The 21,037-nt window shown below is 61.7% G+C and carries 18 protein-coding genes; 2 read left to right on the top strand and 16 right to left on the bottom strand.

Features of this window, described 5'->3' with window-relative positions:
* Nucleotides 1–17: 17 nt before the first annotated feature.
* From RTCIAT899_RS04030 to RTCIAT899_RS04010, 5 genes are all read right to left on the bottom strand, one after another.
* The gene (locus RTCIAT899_RS04030) at nt 18–749 is read right to left on the bottom strand and encodes an HAD family hydrolase (protein WP_015338952.1); all 732 of its coding nucleotides are present in this window, start codon (nt 747–749) and stop codon (nt 18–20) included.
* 12 nt (nt 750–761) lie between these two features.
* Complete coding sequence (waaA, locus tag RTCIAT899_RS04025; RefSeq protein ID WP_015338951.1) at nt 762–2,081, bottom strand: lipid IV(A) 3-deoxy-D-manno-octulosonic acid transferase; 1,320 nt, start codon at nt 2,079–2,081, stop codon at nt 762–764.
* Between the two features lie 180 nt (nt 2,082–2,261).
* Nucleotides 2,262–2,507 carry a DUF4170 domain-containing protein gene (locus tag RTCIAT899_RS04020; RefSeq protein ID WP_015338950.1) on the bottom strand — a complete coding sequence of 82 codons (246 nt, stop codon included), beginning with the start codon at nt 2,505–2,507 and terminating at the stop codon, nt 2,262–2,264.
* Nucleotides 2,508–2,568: 61 nt separating this feature from the next.
* On the bottom strand, nt 2,569–3,375 hold the full coding sequence (locus tag RTCIAT899_RS04015) for a 3'(2'),5'-bisphosphate nucleotidase CysQ (protein WP_015338949.1): 807 nt from the start codon (nt 3,373–3,375) through the stop codon (nt 2,569–2,571).
* A 25-nt stretch (nt 3,376–3,400) separates the two neighbouring features.
* On the bottom strand, nt 3,401–4,753 hold the full coding sequence (locus tag RTCIAT899_RS04010) for a TldD/PmbA family protein (RefSeq protein ID WP_015338948.1): 1,353 nt from the start codon (nt 4,751–4,753) through the stop codon (nt 3,401–3,403).
* A gap of 150 nt (nt 4,754–4,903) precedes the next feature.
* Between RTCIAT899_RS04010 and RTCIAT899_RS04005 the strand changes: the two genes are divergently transcribed.
* Nucleotides 4,904–6,724: a monovalent cation:proton antiporter-2 (CPA2) family protein gene (locus RTCIAT899_RS04005; RefSeq protein WP_015338947.1), complete on the top strand. Its 1,821-nt coding sequence runs from the start codon at nt 4,904–4,906 to the stop codon at nt 6,722–6,724.
* A 27-nt stretch (nt 6,725–6,751) separates the two neighbouring features.
* Here the strand turns inward: RTCIAT899_RS04005 and RTCIAT899_RS04000 are convergent, their stop codons facing one another.
* From RTCIAT899_RS04000 to RTCIAT899_RS03990, 3 genes are read right to left on the bottom strand one after another with little or no spacing between them, the layout of a single operon-like run.
* A complete protein-coding gene (locus RTCIAT899_RS04000; RefSeq protein WP_015338946.1) occupies nt 6,752–7,618 on the bottom strand; it encodes a patatin-like phospholipase family protein in 867 nt (288 codons plus the stop codon).
* An 18-nt stretch (nt 7,619–7,636) separates the two neighbouring features.
* On the bottom strand, nt 7,637–8,203 hold the full coding sequence (rsmD, locus tag RTCIAT899_RS03995; RefSeq protein ID WP_015338945.1) for a 16S rRNA (guanine(966)-N(2))-methyltransferase RsmD: 567 nt from the start codon (nt 8,201–8,203) through the stop codon (nt 7,637–7,639).
* Nucleotides 8,204–8,209: 6 nt separating this feature from the next.
* The gene (locus RTCIAT899_RS03990) at nt 8,210–10,246 is read right to left on the bottom strand and encodes a pseudouridine synthase (protein WP_015338944.1); all 2,037 of its coding nucleotides are present in this window, start codon (nt 10,244–10,246) and stop codon (nt 8,210–8,212) included.
* Nucleotides 10,247–10,318: 72 nt separating this feature from the next.
* Between RTCIAT899_RS03990 and RTCIAT899_RS03985 the strand changes: the two genes are divergently transcribed.
* Nucleotides 10,319–10,777 (top strand): nucleoside deaminase, encoded by a 459-nt coding sequence (locus RTCIAT899_RS03985; RefSeq protein ID WP_015338943.1) that lies wholly within the window; start codon nt 10,319–10,321, stop codon nt 10,775–10,777.
* A gap of 36 nt (nt 10,778–10,813) precedes the next feature.
* Here the strand turns inward: RTCIAT899_RS03985 and RTCIAT899_RS03980 are convergent, their stop codons facing one another.
* The 8 genes from RTCIAT899_RS03980 to RTCIAT899_RS03945 form a co-directional block, all read right to left on the bottom strand.
* On the bottom strand, nt 10,814–11,440 hold the full coding sequence (locus tag RTCIAT899_RS03980; RefSeq protein ID WP_041677235.1) for a hypothetical protein: 627 nt from the start codon (nt 11,438–11,440) through the stop codon (nt 10,814–10,816).
* 134 nt (nt 11,441–11,574) lie between these two features.
* The gene (gene ileS / locus RTCIAT899_RS03975; protein ID WP_015338941.1) at nt 11,575–14,457 is read right to left on the bottom strand and encodes an isoleucine--tRNA ligase; all 2,883 of its coding nucleotides are present in this window, start codon (nt 14,455–14,457) and stop codon (nt 11,575–11,577) included.
* A 300-nt stretch (nt 14,458–14,757) separates the two neighbouring features.
* Nucleotides 14,758–16,233, bottom strand: coding sequence for a monocarboxylate uptake permease MctP (mctP, locus tag RTCIAT899_RS03970; protein ID WP_015338940.1), 1,476 nt, complete (start codon nt 16,231–16,233; stop codon nt 14,758–14,760).
* Nucleotides 16,223–16,420, bottom strand: coding sequence for a DUF3311 domain-containing protein (locus tag RTCIAT899_RS03965; protein WP_015338939.1), 198 nt, complete (start codon nt 16,418–16,420; stop codon nt 16,223–16,225). Before RTCIAT899_RS03965 ends, mctP begins: the two co-directional genes overlap by 11 nt.
* A gap of 265 nt (nt 16,421–16,685) precedes the next feature.
* Entirely contained in the window at nt 16,686–17,327 is a 642-nt protein-coding gene (mctR, locus tag RTCIAT899_RS03960; protein ID WP_015338938.1) for a two-component system response regulator MctR, read from the bottom strand.
* Complete coding sequence (mctS, locus tag RTCIAT899_RS03955; RefSeq protein ID WP_015338937.1) at nt 17,324–18,694, bottom strand: two-component system sensor histidine kinase MctS; 1,371 nt, start codon at nt 18,692–18,694, stop codon at nt 17,324–17,326. Before mctS ends, mctR begins: the two co-directional genes overlap by 4 nt.
* A 151-nt stretch (nt 18,695–18,845) precedes the next feature.
* A complete protein-coding gene (locus RTCIAT899_RS03950; protein ID WP_015338936.1) occupies nt 18,846–19,829 on the bottom strand; it encodes a bifunctional riboflavin kinase/FAD synthetase in 984 nt (327 codons plus the stop codon).
* Nucleotides 19,830–19,844: 15 nt separating this feature from the next.
* Entirely contained in the window at nt 19,845–20,693 is an 849-nt protein-coding gene (locus RTCIAT899_RS03945; protein WP_015338935.1) for a TIGR01459 family HAD-type hydrolase, read from the bottom strand.
* Nucleotides 20,694–21,037 lie beyond the last annotated feature (344 nt).

Genomic DNA, 21,037 nt, shown 5'->3' with positions numbered 1-21,037 from the left:
GCAAGCCATTGCCGGGATCAGGCCGATTGCGCCACAGGCATGAGCAGGCTTTCAAGCTCGGTAATGTTGTTGAGGCAATAATCCGATGCGGCCGTCAGCGTTTCGCGCGAGCCGGTGCCTGTCAGCACGCCGACGGTCAGGCCGACACCAGCATTGCGCCCCATATGGAGGTCGTGATTGTTGTCGCCGACGACAGCGACCTGTGCCGGCGAAAGACCGGTCGCCGCGTAGAAGCCGAGCACCATGCCCGGCTCCGGCTTCGTGCCGAAGCCGCTATCATAGCCGGCGATGTAATCGATATAGTCGATGAAGCCGAAGCGGCGCGCGGTCTGACGGATGGAGCGCTCATTGTCGCTGGAGGCAACGCCAAGCTTGTAGCCACGCTCATGCAGGCGCTGGAAAAAGGCAGCGAGATCGGTGACAGGCGAGGAGAAATCGGCCGCATGCGCAAAAAGCGCGTCGAGTTTTTCCACCAGCTCCGCGACATCCACTTTCGAGCCGGCAGCCACCAGGCCCTCGGAAATCTGCCGGGTGTTACCTGCCGCAAGCAGGCTATCCGGCACGATGTGGCCGGTGATCGGATCCATGCCGCAGGCGGAGAGAAGATGATCGGCAAGAATGGGATCGTCCTGAGCAGCGATCCTGGCAAGCTCGCGATTGACCGGCAACCAGCTCTGATCATAGTCGAGCAACGTGCCGTCCTTGTCGAAAAGAATGCCCGCAATCGCTCCCAGCTTCGCCGCTGTCATACCCTTCCCTTCTTATCCGTTCGCCATCGTCTTCGGCATCAGCCGCGCCTTGACCGAAAGCGGATTGATATAGGGCTCCAGGCCCTTGACCGTTGCGGCCAGCGCGCCTCGCATTTCATGCACGGCTGCGAAGCCGGCGTCGATCATACCGCGTCGTGCCGTGTCGTTAGTGAGCAAATAATGCACGCCGCGCGCCAGCATCTCGGTATCGCGCACCATGCGGGCGCTGCCGCGGCGGGCGAGCAACTGATAGGAGTCACGGAAATTCTGGACATGGCCGCCCGTCAGGATCGCGCAGCCCAGCATGGCCGGCTCAAGCGGGTTCTGACCACCTTCGTTAAACAGCGATTTGCCCATGAAGGCGACTTCCGTCATCCGCAGGTAAAGCCCCATCTCGCCGATCGTATCGCCAAGGAAGACATCGACATCGGGCGAAAGGATGTCGTTGCGGGTGCGGCGCGCCACTTTCAGGCCCTGTTCGACCAGCATCGCCTCGATCGCATCGCAGCGCTCGGGATGGCGTGGCACGAGGATGGTGAGCTGACCGTTATGCTCCTTGAGCATCGAATGGACGGTGGCTGCAGCACCCTCCTCGCCCTCGAAGGTGGAGACAGCTGCCCAGGTCTTGCGGTCGCCGACCTGCTTCATGTAGGCGGCAAGCGTCGGCGCGTCATAGGACGGCGCGTCTGTATCGACCTTGAGATTGCCTGATTTGAGAACCTGCAGGGCGCCGAGATCACGGAAGCGCTCGGCATCGAGGTCGGACTGTGCCACGACGAGTGCCAGATTTTCGAACAGCGCCTCGGCAAGCGAGGGATGCCGGCTCCAACGCGCGAAGGATCGATCCGACATGCGGGCATTGACCAGAATCTGCGGAATGCGCTTGCGGCCAAGCTCCATGATCGTTGTCGGCCAGATCTCGGATTCGGCGAAAATGGCGCAATCGGGCTGCCAATAATCGAGGAACCGCTTGATGGCAGGCTTGAGATCAAGGGGAACGTATTGATGGATTACCTCGTCGCCAAGGCGCTGATGCGCGACCTTGGCAGAGGTGATCGTGCCCGTCGTCAGGATAACATGGATATCGCGGCGACGGATTTCTCGAATCAGCGGAATGACGGCCGAGGTTTCGCCGACGCTTGCGGCATGGAACCAGATCAACGGTCCCTGCGGGCGATTGGCGCTGGCATAACCCGAGCGCTCCAGCCTGCGGGAGCCATCTTCCTTGCCCTTCGCCGCGCGAACGGCGAGATAAGGCCCGATGAACGGATAAACGGCAATTCCGCCGAAACGATAGGCGCTCAAGGCAAGACGCGCCCTGAGGCTACTCATTTCGACCGCCTCCCATCCCAGCTGATCATCATCTATGCCAAATCCCGATAACCACGCGGCCGAATAAGCAGCCGAATTTTCGTTCTTATTGTGTCAAAGATACTGCTTCATGGCCGGATTTAAAGCGACAACGCTTTCCCGGATAGAGATATCAAATGCAAAATTCGGAGTAATACGACCTCAGGATGCCGCTTTTTCCTGCGGATCCAGCAAGCGATGCAGGTGGACAATGAAATAACGCATATGGGCATTGTCGACAGTCTGCTGTGCCTTGGACTTCCACGCCACCAGCGCGCTCGCATAATCGGGATACATGCCGACGATATCGAGCTCATTGAGATTGCGGAACTGGACCTCTTCGAGGTTTTCCAATTCACCGCCGAAGACAAGGTGCAGGAGCTGCTTTTTGCCGCTGGTATCAGTCATTTTCGTCTCTTTCTACTGTCGTCCCCCTCCCTCCTTCATCTGCGGGATTTTGACGGAAAGGTCAACCGTCTCGTCGGTTCGATAGTTGACGGAGAAACTCCGGTAATTGTGCTGCCGACGCACCGCAAAGTTCGTCATGGGATACTTCGGCGCGGTTGTAGCGCAATGCCTTGCCGGAAAGATCGACAAGCGCACCCCCCGCACGCTCCAGAATAAGGTCGGCGGCGGCGAGATCCCAGTCATGGGAGTTGCGTTTGACGATTGTTCCCTCAAGCCTGCCGTCTGCCACCATGGCAAGGCGGTAGGCGAGCGACGGCACGTGCTTCACCCGCTCGACCGTCTTGCGAAAATCCGGATCGAAGCCCTTCAGCATCTCCTCGCCGGTCGCAAGACGATTGATATCGTCGCCTACCCTCTGGGAAACGCTGATCGGCTCGCCGTTCTTCAATGCCTGCCCGCCGGCCGTCGCCACGAAGAGCTCGCCCAGCGCCGGCGCATAGAGGACACCCGCCACCGGCCGGCCGTCAGTGACGACGGCAACGCTGACGCACCATAGATCCAGGCCGGAGAGAAAACCTCTGGTGCCGTCTATCGGATCGACGACGAAGACGGTCGCGTGCTTCAGGCGCTCGGCGTCATCATCGGTTTCCTCGGAAAGCCAGCCATAATCGGGCCTTGCGGTGCGAAGCGCGGCGGCCAGGCTTTCGTTCGCGGCAAAATCCGCGGCGCTGACCGGGGACTGGCCGTTGTTCTTCCACCAGACTTCCGGCGATTGCCGGAAGAAACCGAGAGCGATCTTGCCTGCCTCGAGCGCGGCACCCACGATCAGGTCCACGTCGCTCAATTGGCTGGCTTTGCTATCGATCATTGACGAATTCCAATCTCCGCTCGTTTTAGCGGCCCGCCAGCGTCATGCCCTCAATGGCAAGCGTCGGAGCGGCGATGCCGAAATCGCGGTCGATGTCGTTCGCCGGCGTCACGCGCATGAACATGTCCTTCAGGTTGGAGGCGATGGTCACCTCCGAAACCGGGAAGGTCAATTCGCCATTCTCGATCCAGAAGCCGGTGGCGCCACGGCTGTATTCGCCGGTGATCATATTGACGCCCTGGCCGATCAGCTCGGTGACATAGAAGCCCGTACCGACGTTGCGGATCAGTTCCTCGGGCCAGATATCACCGGGTTCCAGCGCCAGATTGGTGGAAGCAGGCGATACGGACGTGCCGCCGCGCACACCGCGACCGTTGGTCTTCAGCCCGCCGCCGATTTCCCGCGCCGTCGCCGTGGACAGGAACCAGGACTTCAGCACACCGTCCTCGATCATGACGAGCCGCTTGCCGGACACGCCCTCGCCGTCGAAGGGCCGCGAGGATGGGCCGCGCACGATCAGCGGATCGTCCGTGATCGAAAGGCCTGCCTTCAGCACCTGCTGGCCCATCTTATCGCGCAGGAAGCTGGTCTTGCGGGCGACGGACGCGCCATTGATGGCGCCGGCGATATGGCCGACGAAGCCGCGGGCGACACGGGGATCGAAAACGACCGTGACATTCTTGCCGGTCGGAACCTGCCGCGGATTGAGGCGTTTGACCACCCGCTCGCCGGCGCGGCGGCCGATCTCCTCAGCCGCATCGAGATCGGCAAAATAGAGGCGGCTGTCGAAATCATAGTCGCGCTCCATGCCTGTGCCTTCGCCGGCAATGACGCTGACGGAACGCCCGAAGCGCGAGCCCATATAGTGGCCGGAAAAACCATGCGAGGTGACGAGCACAAGGCCGCCCATGCCGGCCGAGGCGCCGCCCCCGGAAGAATTGGTAACGCCGGAAACGGCAAGAGCTGCCGCCTCGGTCGCAAGCGCCGCTTCGCGTAGCTGCTCCGTGGAGACTTGGGTCGGATCGAACAGTTCGAGATCGGGATAGCTCTTGGCGAGATCCGCCTCATCGGCAAGGCAGGCGAAGGGATCTTCCGGCGAAACCTTGGCCATGGCCACGGCACGCTCGGCCAGAGCATTCAGATCGAAGCCTGGATTGGCCGAAACGCTGGCGACACGGTTGCCGACGAAGACCCTCAGCGAAAAGTCGTCGCTCTCGGAGGATTCCGTACCTTCGACCTTGCCGAGGCGGACGCTGACGGAATGGGCCCTCGACCGCACCACGACAGCATCGGCCGCATCCGCGCCGGCTTTCCGGGCAAGATCGATCAACTGGCTGGCGCGGGAAAGCAGAGCGGCGGAATCGATTTCAGAGGTCATGACTTGGCCTTTCCTTCGCGTTCCATTTATTGTGCACTACATAAAGCATCAAGTGCGGCAAAGCCGATTCTTGTTCTAATCCCTTCACGCATGGTTGTTTATCATGACCAAGCGTCGCAACACCGCCTGCCCCACGGAAAGAAACAGACGATGTCCGCCCCCAATACGCTTTTCACTGAAACCCTGCTGCTGCTCGGCGGTGCCGTCGTTACGGCGCCTATATTCAAGAAACTGGGGCTTGGCACCGTGCTCGGCTATCTCGCCGCCGGCGTGGTGATCGGCCCGATCCTCCACAGCATCAGCGACGGCGAGGCCGTGCTTGCGGTTGCCGAACTCGGCGTCGTCTTCCTGCTCTTCATCATCGGGCTGGAACTGAAGCCCTCCCGCCTCTGGCAGATGCGCCGGGATATTTTCGGCCTCGGCACGGCACAGGTGGTTCTCAGCGGACTTGCGCTGATGGTGGCCGCCTATTTCGGCGGCATTGCGGGCTGGAAGGGCAGCATCATCATCGGCTTCGGCCTGGCACTTTCGTCGACCGCCTTCGCGATGCAGATCCTCGAACAGCAAGGCGACGTCAACACGAAATACGGCCAGCGCTCCTTCTCGATGCTGCTGCTGCAGGATCTCGCCATCGTGCCGCTGCTGGCGCTCATCACCGTTCTCGACGGCGCGCAGGAAACCGCCAATCCCCTGCCGAGCCTGGCAATCGCCGTCGGTGCGGTGGCGGCAATGGTTATCGCCGGCCGCTATCTGCTGACGCCACTGTTCCAGGTGATCGCTCGCACCGGCGCCCGCGAAGCGATGATTGCGGCCGCCCTCTTCGTCGTCATGGGATCGGCGACACTGATGCAGCTTGCCGGCCTCTCCATGGCGATGGGTGCCTTTCTCTCCGGCGTGATGCTGGCAGAATCTTCCTATCGGCATGAACTGGAAGCGGATATCGAGCCCTTCCGCGGCGTGCTGCTCGCGATTTTCTTCATCGCGGTCGGCCTGTCGCTGAAACTTGACGTGATCCTCGACAACTGGGTGCTGATCGTGCTCGCCGTTCCGGTCATGATGTTCATCAAGGCAGTCGTGATCTATGCGCTCTGCCGCATCACAGGCTCCCCGCATAACGATGCCGTGCGTATTGCCGGCCTCCTGCCGCAGGGCGGCGAATTCGGCTTCGTACTCTTCAGCGCCGCCAGCGCCAGCGGCGGGCTTTTCTCCGCCAACACGGCTTCGACGCTGATCGCCATCGTGACGCTGTCAATGGCACTGACACCGCTGAGTTCCGCGCTGGCGAAGCGGCTGGTCAAGGGCGACACGCAGGAAGAGCTGGACGAGGATTTCGAGGGCGCCGGTTCCGACGTATTGATGATCGGCTTCTCGCGTTTCGGCCAGATCGCCGCGCAGATCCTGCTCGCCAGTGGCCGCGATGTCACTGTCATCGATTTCTCCGCCGACCGCATCCGCCAGGCATCGAGCTTCGGCTTCCGCATCTATTTCGGCGACGGCACCCGCAAGGATGTGCTGCGCTCCGCCGGCATCGACCGCGCCAAGATCGTCGTCGTCAGCACGCATCTGCGCGATGTGACGGACAAGATCGTCGAACTCGTGCAGACGGATTATCCGCATGCGCGTCTCTTCGTGCGATCCTACGACCGCGTTCATTCGATCGAGCTGCGTCACAAGGGCGTGGATTATGAGCTGCGCGAGACGCTGGAATCCGGCCTGCTCTTCGGCCGCCGTACCCTCGAGGCGCTCGGCGTCAGCGAGGCGGAAGCCTATGAGATCGGCGAGGATATCCGCAAACGCGACGAGCAGCGGCTTGTGCTGCAGGTCAGCGAGGGGCTGCAGGCCGGCACCGACATGCTCTACTCGCGCCCCGTCAAGCCGGAGCCGCTGGTCAAGCCGAAGCGTGCAGTCGACACCTACAGCGATGCAGACGATCTCGTTGCCTTGCCGCAGGAGGAGCCGGAGCGGGTTTAGTCGCATCCCGCAGCTATTGGCCAAATACTAGTTCTTCGCTGTCATCACCCGGTCGAGGGCGAATTTCAGTTCGTCCTTGACGCCGGCCGACATGGCGAGGATATCGCGTGCCTTCAGGAAATCGAGGACGCCGGTGCGGCCGACGGCAGGACGCAGGAAGATTTGCGGCGCCTGCAGGCGCAGCTTCAGGGCAATATTGGACTGCATGGTCAGCTGGCCGGCACCGAACAGGCTCTCGATGCGGTTCGGAACCTGTCGGCCGCTGCCTTCCGGCCCGCCGACGACGTCGATGCCGATGATGATATCGGCAAGCCCGGCCAGATGCTCATAGGGAACCGGGTTCATGATGCCGCCGTCGATCATCACGCGGTCTCCCAGCTTCACCGGCATAAACACGGCGGGAATGGCGGCAGAGGCGGCGAGCACGGGAAAGAGCTCGCCCTTCTCGATGACGACCTCCGCCTGGTCGTAATAATCGGTCGTGACCACCTTCAGCGGAATGTGCAGCTCGGAAAAGCTTTCCGGAATGGCGGGCGGCAGGAAGGTGCGCAGAATGCGTTCGAGATTGAACTGACCGAAGCGGATGCTGCGCATGCTGACCGGCCGCAGGCTCCAGATCTTGTTGAGAACGGCCGGGCGATTGCCGACGGTTGCCAGCGTATAGTCGCGGATCTCAGCGCCACTCATGCCGACTGCCATGGCCGCGCCCATGATCGAGCCGATGGAGGAGCCTGCTATGGCAACAGGGCGAATGCCAAGCTCGTCCAGCGCCTCGATGATGTGAATATGGGCGAGACCGCGCGCACCGCCGCAGCCGAAGGCGACTGCGACGCTCGGCGTGCCGGAGGCGGCGAGCGAATAGTCGCTGCCGACGAAATCAGCATAATCGCCCATATTGTTCTCCTTCCTCCGTCAGGCCGCCAGCGGCTGGTAACGGAAGAAATGCATCTTGCTGTCACCGAAGGTTCGCTCCTCCAGAAACAGGAAATCCGACGGCGCGGCAACTGTGACATCGGCGCGCTCCTCGAGGATCGCCAGAGCGCCCGGCACCAGCCAGCCACCGGCGGCAGCGGCCGCGAAAGCCTTCTCGCCCAACCCCTTGCCGTATGGCGGGTCGGCGAAGAGAAAATCGAAGGGTTCGAGATTGCCGACACTGCCGAGATCCGTCGCGTCACGGCGCAGCATGCGCGTGCGGCCATGCAGGCCGAGCGCATCGATGTTTTCCCAAAGGAGGCCCCTGCCCTCGACGCTGCTTTCCACGAAAAGCACATGCCGGCAGCCCCGCGAGGCTGCCTCCAGTCCGACGGCGCCGGTGCCGGCAAACACATCCATCATCCTCGTGCCGTCGATGGCTTCCGGATAGGCGTGGCTCAGAATGTTGAACAGGCTTTCGCGCGTGCGATCCGCCGTCGGACGAATATCGTTCGACTTCGGCGTTGCAAGCGAGCGACCACGAAACTCACCGCCGACGACCCTCACCGCGCGTCAGCCCCTGCCGCCCTTGGGACCGCCCCTGCCGGGGCCACCCCGACCAGAACCGCCGCGCGGACCGCCAGAGGGGCGACCTGCACCGCCGGGCTTGCCGCCAAAGCCACGCGAACCACCGGGTTTTCCGCCCGGCTTGCCGCCAAAGGATTTGCCGCCGCCCGGCTTCTTGCCAAAGGGCTTGCCGGCCGGGCGATCACCCTGCGGACGATCGCCGAAAGGACGATCCCCGCGCGGAGGACGATCCCCAAACGGACGGTCGCCACGCGGACGTTCGGAACGCTGCTCGCCATCCAAAGATCTTGCACGCGGACGCTCTTCGCCCTCGGCTCGGGTTCGACGATCATCACGGGGACGGTCGCTGAATGGCCTATCACCACGGGGCTTGTCCCCGTAGGGGCGAGCGCCGCGTGGCTTGTCGCCAAACGGACGATCGCCACGGGGAGGACGATCCCCAAACGGGCGTTCACCGCGCGGACGCTCCGAGCGAGCCTCACCCTGAAAGGATTTTGCGCGGGGACGTTCACCGCCCTCCGACCGAGAACCACGCTCGCCACGCGGCTTATCACCATAGGAACGCTCACCGCGAGGCTTGTCGCCAAAGGGTCGGTCGCCGCGCGAAGGACGATCGCCAAATGGGCGATCACCACGCGGGCGGTCGGAGCGCTTGCGGTCAAAACCTTCATCCTCGCCACGCGACCGGCGCGGAGCTTCCTCGCTCGAACGAATCCACTCGCCATCGCCCTCGTCGACGCGATTGATGCGGACGCGCGGGCCTTCGTCCGGACGGTCGAAGCCGCTGCGCTGCGGGCGTTCGGGCTCGCCGCGCCGGGAGGCGGTCTTTGCGGTCTTTGCCGCCTTCGCGGCTGCCTTTTCGCCGAGCGGGCGGGCGCCGGGCGCCATCCAGACATTGGCGCTGCGGCGCGGGCCGAGCGGCTGGCGCTTCTGACGATCATCGTCCTTGTGCCCACCATCGCGACGATCGTCGCGCTTGGCATCGCGTTTGGTATCGAGACGGCTGAGCGCACGTTCGCGCTTGTCCTCAGGACGCTCCCGACGCGGGCGCTCTTCCTTGCCTGCACGAACCGGGGCCGTCCGCGCCAGCTTGGCATCCGCCTCTTCGGGCTCGGCAACAGCCGGGGCATTATAGAGCGGCGCGTCGAAATTCGCCTTGGCATCATCGACCAGGCGGGGGCCAAGCTGATCGCGCAGCGTGCGGCCGCGCACCTCGAGCACATGGCCTTCCGGCAGCTCGCCGAGCTGGAACGGGCCATAAGAGATGCGGATCAGGCGGTTGACCTCGAGGCCAAGCGCGCCGAGCACGTTCTTGATTTCGCGGTTCTTGCCTTCGCGCAGGCCCATGGTGATCCAGACGTTGGACCCTTGCGTGCGGTCGAGCGTCGCGTCGATCGAGCCATAGAGCACGCCGTCAACGGCAATGCCTTCCTTCAGCTTGTCGAGCGCTTCCTGATCGATCTCACCATGAGCGCGCACGCGATAACGGCGCAGCCAGCCGGTGGTCGGCAATTCCAGAACACGGGCAAGGCCGCCGTCATTGGTCAGCAGCAGCAAGCCTTCGGTGTTGATATCGAGGCGGCCGATCGACATGACGCGCGGCAGCTCTTCCGGCAGATTATCGAAAACGGTCGGGCGTCCCTCAGGATCGGCATTGGTGGTCACCAGGCCTGCCGGCTTGTGATAGAGCCACAGGCGGGTGCGCTCGATGCCGCGGATCGGGACGTCGTCGACCTCGATCTTGTCGGCGAGTGTCACGTTGACCACGGGCGTATCGAGCAACACGCCGTTCAGCTTGACGCGACCATCCAGGATCATGCGCTCGATATCGCGGCGCGAGGCAACGCCGGCGCGCGCCATCACCTTGGAAATGCGCTCGGCCTTTCCATCCTCGACGGCGGTTTCATCCGCGGCCTTGACGGTTGCGGCCTTCGCAGGCTTCGCGCCATCTCGCTTTATCGTCTTCTTGTCGCCAGCAAAGGGTTTAGACCCAGGCCGCTTGGGCTTGTCATTCATCGTCATTTGTTGTTTGCCTGAATTTTTAACGCGTGTTCCTATCAGGTCACGCCCCTGCGGTTAAGTGGAAAAACTTGAATGGCGGCTACAAATCGATACATGGAGCTTGCTTTGGCCGAAGCGCGCCGTGCCGGAGAGCGCGGCGAAGTGCCGATCGGCGCCGCAGTCGTGCTCGACGGCAAGGTCATCGCCACAGCCGGCAACCGTACCCGCGAGCTCAACGACATCACCGCCCACGCCGAAATCGTCGCCATCCGCCTGGCCTGCGAGGAATTGGGCCAGGAACGTCTTGCGGGCGCCGATCTCTATGTAACGCTGGAACCCTGCACCATGTGCGCGGCGGCCATTTCGTTCGCGCGCATCCGACGTCTCTACTATGGCGCCGAGGATCCCAAAGGCGGCGGTGTCGACAATGGCGTGCGCTTCTATCGCCAGCCGACCTGCCATCATGCGCCGGAGGTCTATTCCGGCCTCGGCGAGACCGCATCCGCCGACATCCTCAGAGGTTTCTTCCAAGCGAAACGCTCCGAAGACTGAAAAGCGGCGGTTTTGATGCCGCCGCCTTGAGGGCTTTTATTGGAACGGCTTCCACCAGCTGCTGTTGCTGGTCTGCTGCGCGGCCTCGGCGTCCTTCTTGCGCTTCTTTTCCTTCTTCGACTCGGGCGTACCGAGATCGTTGAGGGCAGCCTGGTCGGCAACCTGACGATATCCCTGCGGCGGATCGATCAGATAGCGGCGCTGGTCATACGTGCCGGCCTGGTCCTGGCGCGCGGCACGATAGGCTGCCGTCTGCTGTGCTTCGCTCATGTGATTCTTGGCGCTGTCGGCCTGAGCCAACGGCGAACGATAGTTGACGTCGTTCTTCTTCTCGTCGGCTTCCTCAGCAAGGCGCTTGCGGGCGTCTTCCGGAGATTCGAGCCAGGCCGGGTTGTCCTTGCTTGCCAGGGACTGCTGCGGAGCGGTCAGAGTGTCTTTGCTTCCGGCAACGACCAGACCCGGGCGGTTCGGATACTTCACACCCTTGTCCTTCGGCGTTGCGGCCGAAACGGAGGCGATGTCGCCGAGGTCATCCAGGAGCTGGACGCCGGCCGTCTTGTCGGTGCCGTAAGTCGGGCTGCTCAGGCAACCGGACATGGCGCCGCAGCCAACCACAAGTGCCGCCAAGCTGACGCCGACACGAACCTTATGCATCGCTCTCATGAAAACCCTTCCCAGCCATGCCGGAATAAACGCAATATGACCCCATTCAACGGCAACTGCCGTAAAATTCTGGCCATTTTCAGGCAGCTTTTACCGGATGAACGCCGCAAAGGCAATTCATCCGGTAATTTTCTTCAGTTGACAGCGGCAAGTTCGCGCAGTGCCGCGGCGTCACGCGCCGAGACATCAGGGTATTCCGGATCGGAGCCGACATCCGTCGTGATGCGCCAGGAACGGGCGCACTTTCGGCCCTCCGCGAGCTTCGGCACGACACTGACCTTGGCATCGTCGTCGAGGCGGAAGGCATCCGCAGGACCCTGCTCACCCAGGATGGTGATATCGGAGGTGATGCAGATTTCCGAGAAATCCTGGCCCTCGAGCACCTTCAGCAGCTCGGGGTCGGCGACGTAGACGACCGGAGCAGCTTCCAGAGAGGAGCCGATCCGCTTGTCCTTGCGCTCGATTTCCAGCGCGCCGGTAACGACGCTGCGCACAGCGCGGATCTTCTTCCACTTCTCGGCCAGCGCCTCGTTCTTCCATTCGGCGGGAATGGTGACGAACTGTTCGAGGTGAACCGAAACCGCAGACGGATTGCGCGACAGCCACGCCTCTTCCGTGGTGAAAGGCAGCATCGGCGCCAGCCATGTCACCATGCAATCGAAGATCGTTCGGATGACGGCGAGTGAGGCGCGGCGGCGCAGGCTCGACGGCGCATCGCAGTAGAGCGCATCCTTGCGGACGTCGAAGTAGAAGGCCGAAAGCTCGACATTGGCGAAATCGATCAAGGCACGGGCGATACGCTTGAAGTCGAAGGCGTCGTAGCTTTCGCGCACCAGCTCATCGAGTTCGGCGAGACGATGCAGCATCAGCTGCTCCAGCTCCGGCATGTCGGCATAGGCGATGACTTCGCCCTTGTCGTGCGCGAGCGTGCCGAGCATCCAGCGGATGGTATTGCGCAGCTTGCGATAGGCATCGACATTGGTCTGGATGATGGCCTTGCCGACACGCAGATCCTCCGAATAGTCCGATGTCATGACCCAGAGACGGAGGATATCGGCGCCGGCATCCTTCATCACCTCTTGCGGCGAGGTGACGTTGCCCTTGGACTTCGACATCTTCTCGCCCTTCTCATCCATGGTGAAGCCATGGGTGAGGACGGCATCGTATGGCGCGCGGCCACGGGTCGCGGCACTTTCGAGCAGTGACGAATGGAACCAGCCGCGATGCTGGTCGGAGCCTTCGAGATAGAGGTCGGCCGGCCACTTCAGGTCCGGGCGGTCTTCCAGCGTGAAGGTGTGGGTCGAGCCAGAGTCGAACCACACGTCAAGGATGTCCATGACCTGCGTCCAGGGCTCGTTGGCCTTTTCGCCGAGGAAACGCTCGCGCGCACCTTCCGCGAACCAGGCGTCGGCGCCTTCCTCTTCGAAAGCCTCAAGGATACGGGCGTTCACACGATCGTCCTGCAGGATGTTGCCCTGCTCGTCGACGAAGATCGCGATCGGCACACCCCAGGCGCGCTGGCGCGAGAGGACCCAATCCGGGCGCTGCTCGATCATGGCGCGCAGACGGTTCTGGCCGGCAGCCGGCACGAAGCGGGTATCGTCGATCGCCTTCAGGGCGCGAGACCGCAGCGTCGAACCGTCGGCAAGGTCCTTGTCCATGTAGACGAACCATTGCGGCGTGTTGCGGAAGATGACCGGCTTCTTCGACCGCCAGGAGTGCGGATAGGAATGCTTCAGCCTGCCGCGCGCAAACAGCGTGTTCGTCTCGATCAGCGCCTTGATGACGAGGTCGTTGGCATTGCCCTTCTTGCCGTTGTCGTCCATGACGCGGCCGCCTTCGAAGCCCGGGGCATCGGCGGTGTAGAAGCCCGCGTCGTCGACCGGGAACGGGATGGCGGAGGAAATGCCGCGCTTTTCAAGATCGCGGGCATGCGACGTCCAGGCGTCAAAGTCTTCGCGGCCGTGGCTGGGCGCCGTGTGCACGAAGCCGGTGCCGGCATCATCGGTCACATGATCGCCGTCGAGCAGCGGCACCTTGAAGCCGTAACCGAGAGAGGCGAGCGGATGAGCACAGGTGAGTGCGGCCAGATCGGCGGCGGTCACGTCGCTCACGCGCTTATATTGCAGCTTTGCCTTGGCGAAGGATTCCTCTGCCAGCTTGTCGGCGAAAACAAGCTTTTCGCCCGGGCGCGGGCCGAAATCATTGGCCGCTTCCGTGACCTCATAGAGTCCGTAGGACACGCGCGAGGAGTATGCGATCGCGCGATTGCCGGGGATCGTCCAGGGGGTGGTCGTCCAGATGACGACAAAGGCGCCGGCAAGATGTGCCGGGCCTTCAGCCACCGGGAACTTGACCCAGATCATGTCGCTCTCGACGTCGGCATATTCGACTTCGGCTTCGGCCAGAGCCGTCCGCTCGACCACCGACCACATGACCGGCTTGGAGCCGCGGTAGAGCTGGCCGGTGCGGGCGATCTTCAGAAGCTCGCCGGCGATGCGGGATTCCGCATGGAAGTTCATTGTGAGATAGGGATTGTCGAAATCGCCCGTGATGCCCAAGCGCTTGAACTCCTCGGACTGGATCTTGATCCAGCCGGCGGCAAAGTCGCGGCATTCCTGGCGAAACTCGTTCACCGGAACCTCGTCCTTGTTCTTGCCCTTCTCGCGGTACTTTTCCTCGATCTTCCATTCGATCGGCAGGCCGTGGCAATCCCAGCCGGGAACATAGTTGCTGTCGTAGCCACGCATCTGGAACGAGCGGGTGATGACGTCCTTGAGGATCTTATTGAGCGCGTGGCCGATATGGATGTGGCCGTTGGCATAGGGCGGTCCGTCGTGCAGCACGAACTTTTCACGGCCGGCGGCAGAGGCGCGCAGCTTCTTGTAGAGATCCATCTCGTTCCAGCGGGCCACCAGCTCCGGCTCCTTCTGCGGCAGTCCGGCGCGCATCGGAAAATCGGTTTCCGGCAGGTAAAGGGTCTTGGAGTAATCCATCTTTTCAGCGGTATCGGTCATAGTCGTGACAATTGCCTCGGTGTCTCGGGCGTCTTGCGCCTCAACTGGCGCAGCCATACGGGGATTTTTCGGCGGCGGAAAGCGCCTCGTGAACGAGACGCCAAAAACCCGGACCTTCCGGCAGCTTAAAGCGCGCGGAAGGCCGGGCCAATAATTCGTATCGCGTGGCTCAGCCGAAATTGGGTCATGGTCGCCGGTTCATAGGCGTTTTTTCCAGGGAAAGGAAGAGGAAACAGTCGCGGCAACGCACAGAAAGGCCGCGGACGTTTCCGTCCGCGGCCAATTTGAGGGTCTATCTAATCAGGCGCGTGCTGCTGCCCGTGCCGGCACGACCGCGTTGACGATGACGGCCACGACGATATTGGCAAGAAGCGCCAGCAGCCCCGTATAGACGGTGAAGCCGGTTTCGCCGAGCGGGACCATATGCAGCGGTTTCCAGCCGGCATCCCAGACGAGATAGGTTCCGCCGAAGAAGCCGACGAACCAGCCGGCGAGCAGTGCCGGTGCACGGAACCACTTAGTATAGAGACCGAAGACCAGAGCCGGCAGCGTCTGCAGGATCCAGATGCCGCCCAAAAGCTGGAGATCGAGCGCGAACTGCGTCGGCAGGAAAATGATGACGAGAAGCGCGCCGACCTTGACGACAAGCGATGTCATCTTGGCGACCTTCGCCTCGCCGGCATCGGAAACCTGCGGATCAATGTAAGCCTTCCAGAAGTTGCGGGTGAAGAGATTGGCAGCGCCAATGCTCATCACGGCCGCGGGAACGAGCGCGCCGATGGCGATGGCCGCGAAGGCAAAGCCCGCAAACCAGCTCGAGAACAATGTCTGGAACAGCGCCGGCACCACGTCATTGGCGCTGTCCAGCTTCAGATTTGCCGCGTGGCCCATATAGCCGAGCAGCGCCAAGAGACCGAGCAGCAGCGTGTAGGCCGGCAACAGCACCGCATTCTTGCGGATGGTGTTGCCGCTGTTGGAGGCGAAGATGCCGGTCAGCGTATGCGGATACATGAAGGCCGCCAGCGCCGAGCCGAGCGCCAAGGTCGCGTAGGCGACGTACTGGTTGCCGCCGAGCAGCAGACTACCCGCCCCCTTGGCCTTGAAATCCGCATCGGCCGCCGCAAAGACATTGGCGTAGCCGCCAAGCTTGGCAGGGATCAGGGCGATGGCAGCAATCACCACGATATAGATCATGATGTCCTTGACGAAGGCGATCAGCGCCGGAGCGCGAAGGCCGGCCGAATAGGTATAAAGCGCCAGGATGATGAAGGCGACGGCGAGCGGCAGTTCACCATGAAGTCCGAGCGCCTTGAACACCGCCGTCATGCCGACGAGCTGTAGGGCGATATAAGGCATGGTCGCGATTACGCCCGTCAGAGCGACTGCCAGTTCCAGCGCCCGCGAGCCATATTGGCCGTGTACGATATCGCCGGCCGTGACGTAACCATGATCCTTCGCACGCCTCCAGAGAAGCGGCATGACCATGAAGACGAACGGATAGACGACGATCGTATAGGGTAGCGCGAAGAAGCCATAGGCACCGACGGTATAGACCAGAGCCGGGACGGCAATGACCGTATAGGCCGTATAAAAATCGCCGCCGACGAGGAACCAGGTAATCCAGGTGCCGAAGGTGCGGCCGCCAAGGCCCCATTCGTCGATATGGGCAAGGGTCTTCGGCCTGCGCCAGCGGGCAGCGACAAAGCCCATGACGGTCACGAGCGCCAGAAAGAAGATGAAGACGGAGAGCGCGGTCGGATCGATATCAGTCATCATGGCGCATGCTCCGATAGGCGATCCAGGTCAGAATAGCGGTGATTGGCACCCACGCCAGCTGATACCAGTAGAAGAAGGGGAAACCCAACAGCACAGGATCGTGGCAGTTGTAGAAGGGGACCCAAAGCAAACCAATATAGGGAATAACGAGCAGCCAGCAGGCCGCCGTCCCGAAACGTCTATCCATGTCCGATACCTCTCACGCGGTGCCTGCGCGCCACCTTTGCAGTTGTCAGAGCGGAAGGAGTGTATCAGCCTGCGATTGCAATGTGCGCTCAAGGGCTGAAGCCGATGAACTTTGCCTGTGCAGAGCCAGACTAACGGATGTGAATTCCTCCCGACGGCCCGCCTGAGGCCAGCCGCTGCTAAAGTCCTACGGCGAGTCTGCCGCCCGAACAAGATATTAGCTGATGCGGAATCGTCGAACCTACCCAGAAGTGGGTAGACGGCCGTTACAACGCCGTGGTTGCGATGCCGTGGTCGAGGGCGTAACGGATCAGGCCGGCCGTCGTTGCGATGCCTAGCTTCTTCTTCAAATTCTTGCGATGCGTTTCCGCCGTTGCGGGCGTGATCTGAAGTTCCTCGGCAATCTCACGATTGCTCCTGCCTGTAACGATCAAACCCAGAATGCGACGCTCGCGCGGCGTCAGACGGTCGGCTTCTTTTTGCAGCGCGTCCGCCACCAGTATATCGCGAACGCCTGACGAGAAATAAGTTCCACCGGCCGCCACAGTCTCAATGGCACAGACGACTTCGTCGGTCGAAACGTCCTTGAGGATATATCCGACGGCACCGCGCATGATCGACGAGGAGATGTATTCGCGGCTGTCATGCATGGAAAGCATCACGATCCGCGTCTCCGGAAGCTCCCGGCGAAAGAGTTCTATCGCATCGATGCCACTCAGCTTCGGCATGTTGATATCCATCAAGGTCACTTGTGGCAGTGTCCGCCGACCGACCTCAAGGCCGCTTTGCGCAAGGCTTGCCGTCCCAACCACCTCTATGTGGTCGAAAGTTTCCAGCACGGCTTTCAGTCCGTCTAGCACCACGGGGTGATTGTCGATCAGCAGAACGCTGATCCTGTCTCTGCTCATGCCGCATCCACCTTTGCTCTTGGCAAGGCATTGGCCGATTTCGGCAGCATCGCAATAAGCGTCGTGCCACCGGCCGTGCTTTGAACGAGAAGCAGGCCACGGAAATGCGCCATCCGCTCCTGCATGTTTCTAAGCCCGAGCCCACCCTTGCCGTCACCGGCGCCTTCAAAACCAATACCATTGTCCGAAATTCTCAAGCGCGCCCGCCCCCGATCATTCCAAAGTTTGATCGTAAGACGCGTCGCACCGGAATGACGTTCGACGTTGTTCAAGGCTTCCTGGGCAACACGGTAGAGCGCTGTATTGGCTTCGGGCTTCAGCAGGCTGGTGAAGCCCGAAGCCTCGATCTCGGTTGCGATCCCGGTCCGCTCACCGAAATTGTTCGCGAGTGCGGTGAGCGCGGCCGTCAAGCCGAGATCATCGAGCACGCGGGGGCGGAGATCGTGCGAAAGTCGCCTGATGTCCTTGATCGCGCTGTTAAGGGTATCGATACCCTTCTCGATCGTCGTGACGGCATCGTCGACCTGGTTTCGCACTTTGCGGTTGGCGAGATCCATGACGTAGCGCACGCCAAGGAGATTCTGCGACACGCCGTCGTGCAATTCGCGGGCAAGACGGGCGCGCTCCTCCTCCTGCGTATCGATCACTCTTTGCGTCAGCTCCTTGAGCCGGCCATCAGCCATGCGTCGCTCACGGAACGTCAGCAGCATGCAGGTCGTGAAGACGACCAGAACGGCAGGAACGGCAATGAGTGTGACGACGATGAAGGTTCCCTTTATGTTTGCCCGCATGGCGGTGTTGGCGGCGGCGGTCTGGGTGAAAATATCGTCCAGATAGACACCGGTTCCGACGACCCAGTGCCATTTATCAAGGCCGACGACGAATGAGAGCTTGTCGGCCATGCGGCCGGTAGAGGGCTTTTCCCATTTGTACTGGTGCAGGCCCCCGCCGGCTTTTGCCGTCTTGATGAGCTCCGCGATGACCCTGTCCCCGTCCGGATCGGTCAAATCGAGCCAATTCCGGCCGTTGCGAAATCCCTCACGCGGATGAACGATGTTGTTCCCATCATAATCGTAGACAAAAAAGTATCCATCCGGGCCATAGTCAAGGGAGGTCAGGATCTCGGCTACTTTATCCTTCGCGGTCTGATCGTCCGGCGCCGCGTCCCGATAGGTCGCCTGAATGGCCGAGACAGCGAGGTCCGTCAGGTTGACGATTTCCGTTTCCTTTGCCTTCAACATGTTCTGTTCGAAGGTCTCGATATTGTTCTTGGTAAGATTGGCCGACTGCCATGTAATGAAGGCCGTGATTGCCAGGATCGAGATAACTAGAGGCGCGAGCGCAATAATCTGATTGCGTAATGTCAACGATTGTTCCTCCCAAGAACCGGCGCAGAACAATGACCCTTGTCGGACACGAATTCAACAGCTTGCCAGGGGTGTCGATGCACACCCGCAGTCGGAGAGTTCCCTCGAAACGGCAAGGTGCCGTATTCGAACGGCAGCCACTTGGGAAATATCAGATGAAAGCGATGACCCGGTCGAGCTCGCTGAGCGGCTGGACACCGGCGAGCAGCGCCCTCGCCTCATCTTCGTCCTTACGGATTTGCGCGACCAGCGGGTCCAAGCCGTCGAACTTCAGCTCGGGGCGGAGATAACCGAAGAAGGAGACCGAACAGACCTGTCCGTAGAGATCGCCGCTGAAATCGAAGACAAAGGTTTCCAGCAGCGGCGCCCCGTTGTCCGTTACCGTCGGACGCCGGCCGTAACTGGCAACGCCATCCCGAATGATGCCATCTGCAGTCCGGAAGCGAACAGCATAGATGCCTGCCCTCAGCGATGTCTCGGGCGGCAGCTGCATGTTTGCCGTAGGGAAGCCGAGCGTGCGGCCGAGCTTTTCGCCGCCAATGACGGGCGCCTGAACGGTATAGCGAAAGCCGAGCAGACCGGCTGCTTGGGCGACATCGCCTTCCGCGAGCAGCGTACGAATGCGGCTCGACGAGATGACCTCCGTGTTTTCGTCGCGGAAGGCATCGATCAACGTCACGCCGAAGCCGTTGTGGCTGCCGGCATTCATGAGGAAGGCGGGGCCTCCCTGACGATCATGGCCGAAATGGAAATCGAAGCCGGTGACGACTTCCGATGCGTGCAGCCAGTCGATCAGGATCGAATGCACGAATTCATCGGCCGAACGCTGCGAGAAAGTGCGATCGAAAGGATATTCGATGACGGCGTTGAAGCCGAGCGCTTCCAGCAGCCGCGCTCGCAAAGGCGCAGGCGTCAGGCGGAACACGGGCTGATCGGGCTTGAAGACCGTGCGCGGATGCGGCTCGAACGTCAGCACCAGTGCCGGAACGCCGCGCTCCCTGGCGATCTCCAGCGCGCGCGTCAGCACAGACTGATGGCCGCGATGCACGCCGTCGAAATTGCCGATGGCGACTACGCCGCCCTTCAAGGCATCGGGAAGCGGCTCGCGGGTTTCGTTGCGATGGAAAACGGTCATCGACTGCCACTCTCCTCAGACAAGGCGCGGCATCCACCACTTCGGCGAGGCCTGCTCGCGCGCCAGGAAGGCGCCGAGCGCGGCCTCATCCGTATGCCCCTCGACGACATATTCGCGGGCGTGGATGCCATGGCTGATATAAAGAAGATCGAGGCCGTAATCGAGTGCGCCGCGCACGTCGGTCGGCATACCGTCGCCGATCGCCACGACGCGCGACAGCGGAAATTCGCTCTTGACCTCGCGGGCCGCGGCGATCGCTGCATCGTAGATCGGCTGGTGCGGCTTGCCGGCGATGCGCGTCTGGCCGCCGAGCCGCTCGTAATAGGCGGCCATAGCGCCGGCGCAGGGGATCATACGATGGCCGCGCTCGACCACGAGATCCGGATTGGCGCAGATCAGCGGCACCTTGCGGGCCGACCAGGCCGTCAGCATCTCGGTGTAATCGTCAGGCGTTTCGGTCTCGTCATCGAAGAACCCGGTGCAGACGATGCTTTTCGCTTCGCCGGCTTCGACGCGCTGAACGTCCAAGCCTTCCAGAATGCCGATATCGCGCTCCGGACCGAGCAGGAACACCTTCCTCGGCCCTTCGGCAATCAGCTTGCGTGTCACATCGCCCGAGGTGATGATGCGATCGTAAACGCTGTCGGGAACACCGATCGCCCGCAGCTGCTCGACGACCTTCGGAGCGACGCGCGGAGAGTTGGTGATGAGGACGACCACAAGGCCTTCGCCGCGGGCCGCTTCGAGCGCGATGGAGGCCTCCTTGTAGGCGGTGACGCCATTATGGAGCACGCCCCAGACATCGCAGAGCGCAACATCATAAAGTCCGCCGATGTCGCGAAAGCTCTCGATCCGTTTGCCCATGCCGTCCTCGCATCAAATAAATCACGGGCTGACATCGCAAACCGGCCGGCAAATTACAAGAGCGGCATGCAAGGTTTTTGCGTCGCACAAGGCCTGAACAGCAGGCGTGGGCAAGGTCGGCGAGCGGCAAGATTGCGCAGCGGAAGCAATGGGATGACGCTCTGGAAAAGGCGTGACCTGGCCCTGTCTTCACGAGGGCAAAATGAGAGAACCTTTGCAACGACATGCTACGCGGCGGCGCCCTGGGCGTTAATCATCCTCAAAACAAGCCGAGGCGCGCCGTAAAAAATTCACAGTGCTGTCCTTGACTCGTCCTGAAGCCACCCCTAAATCACGGTCGCTAG

Origin of the sequence: Rhizobium tropici CIAT 899 (assembly GCF_000330885.1) — a bacterium.
Classification (GTDB): Bacteria; Pseudomonadota; Alphaproteobacteria; order Rhizobiales; family Rhizobiaceae; genus Rhizobium; species Rhizobium tropici.
Note: the sequence above shows the minus strand (reverse complement) of the source record. Positions and strands in the feature narration are given on the sequence as shown.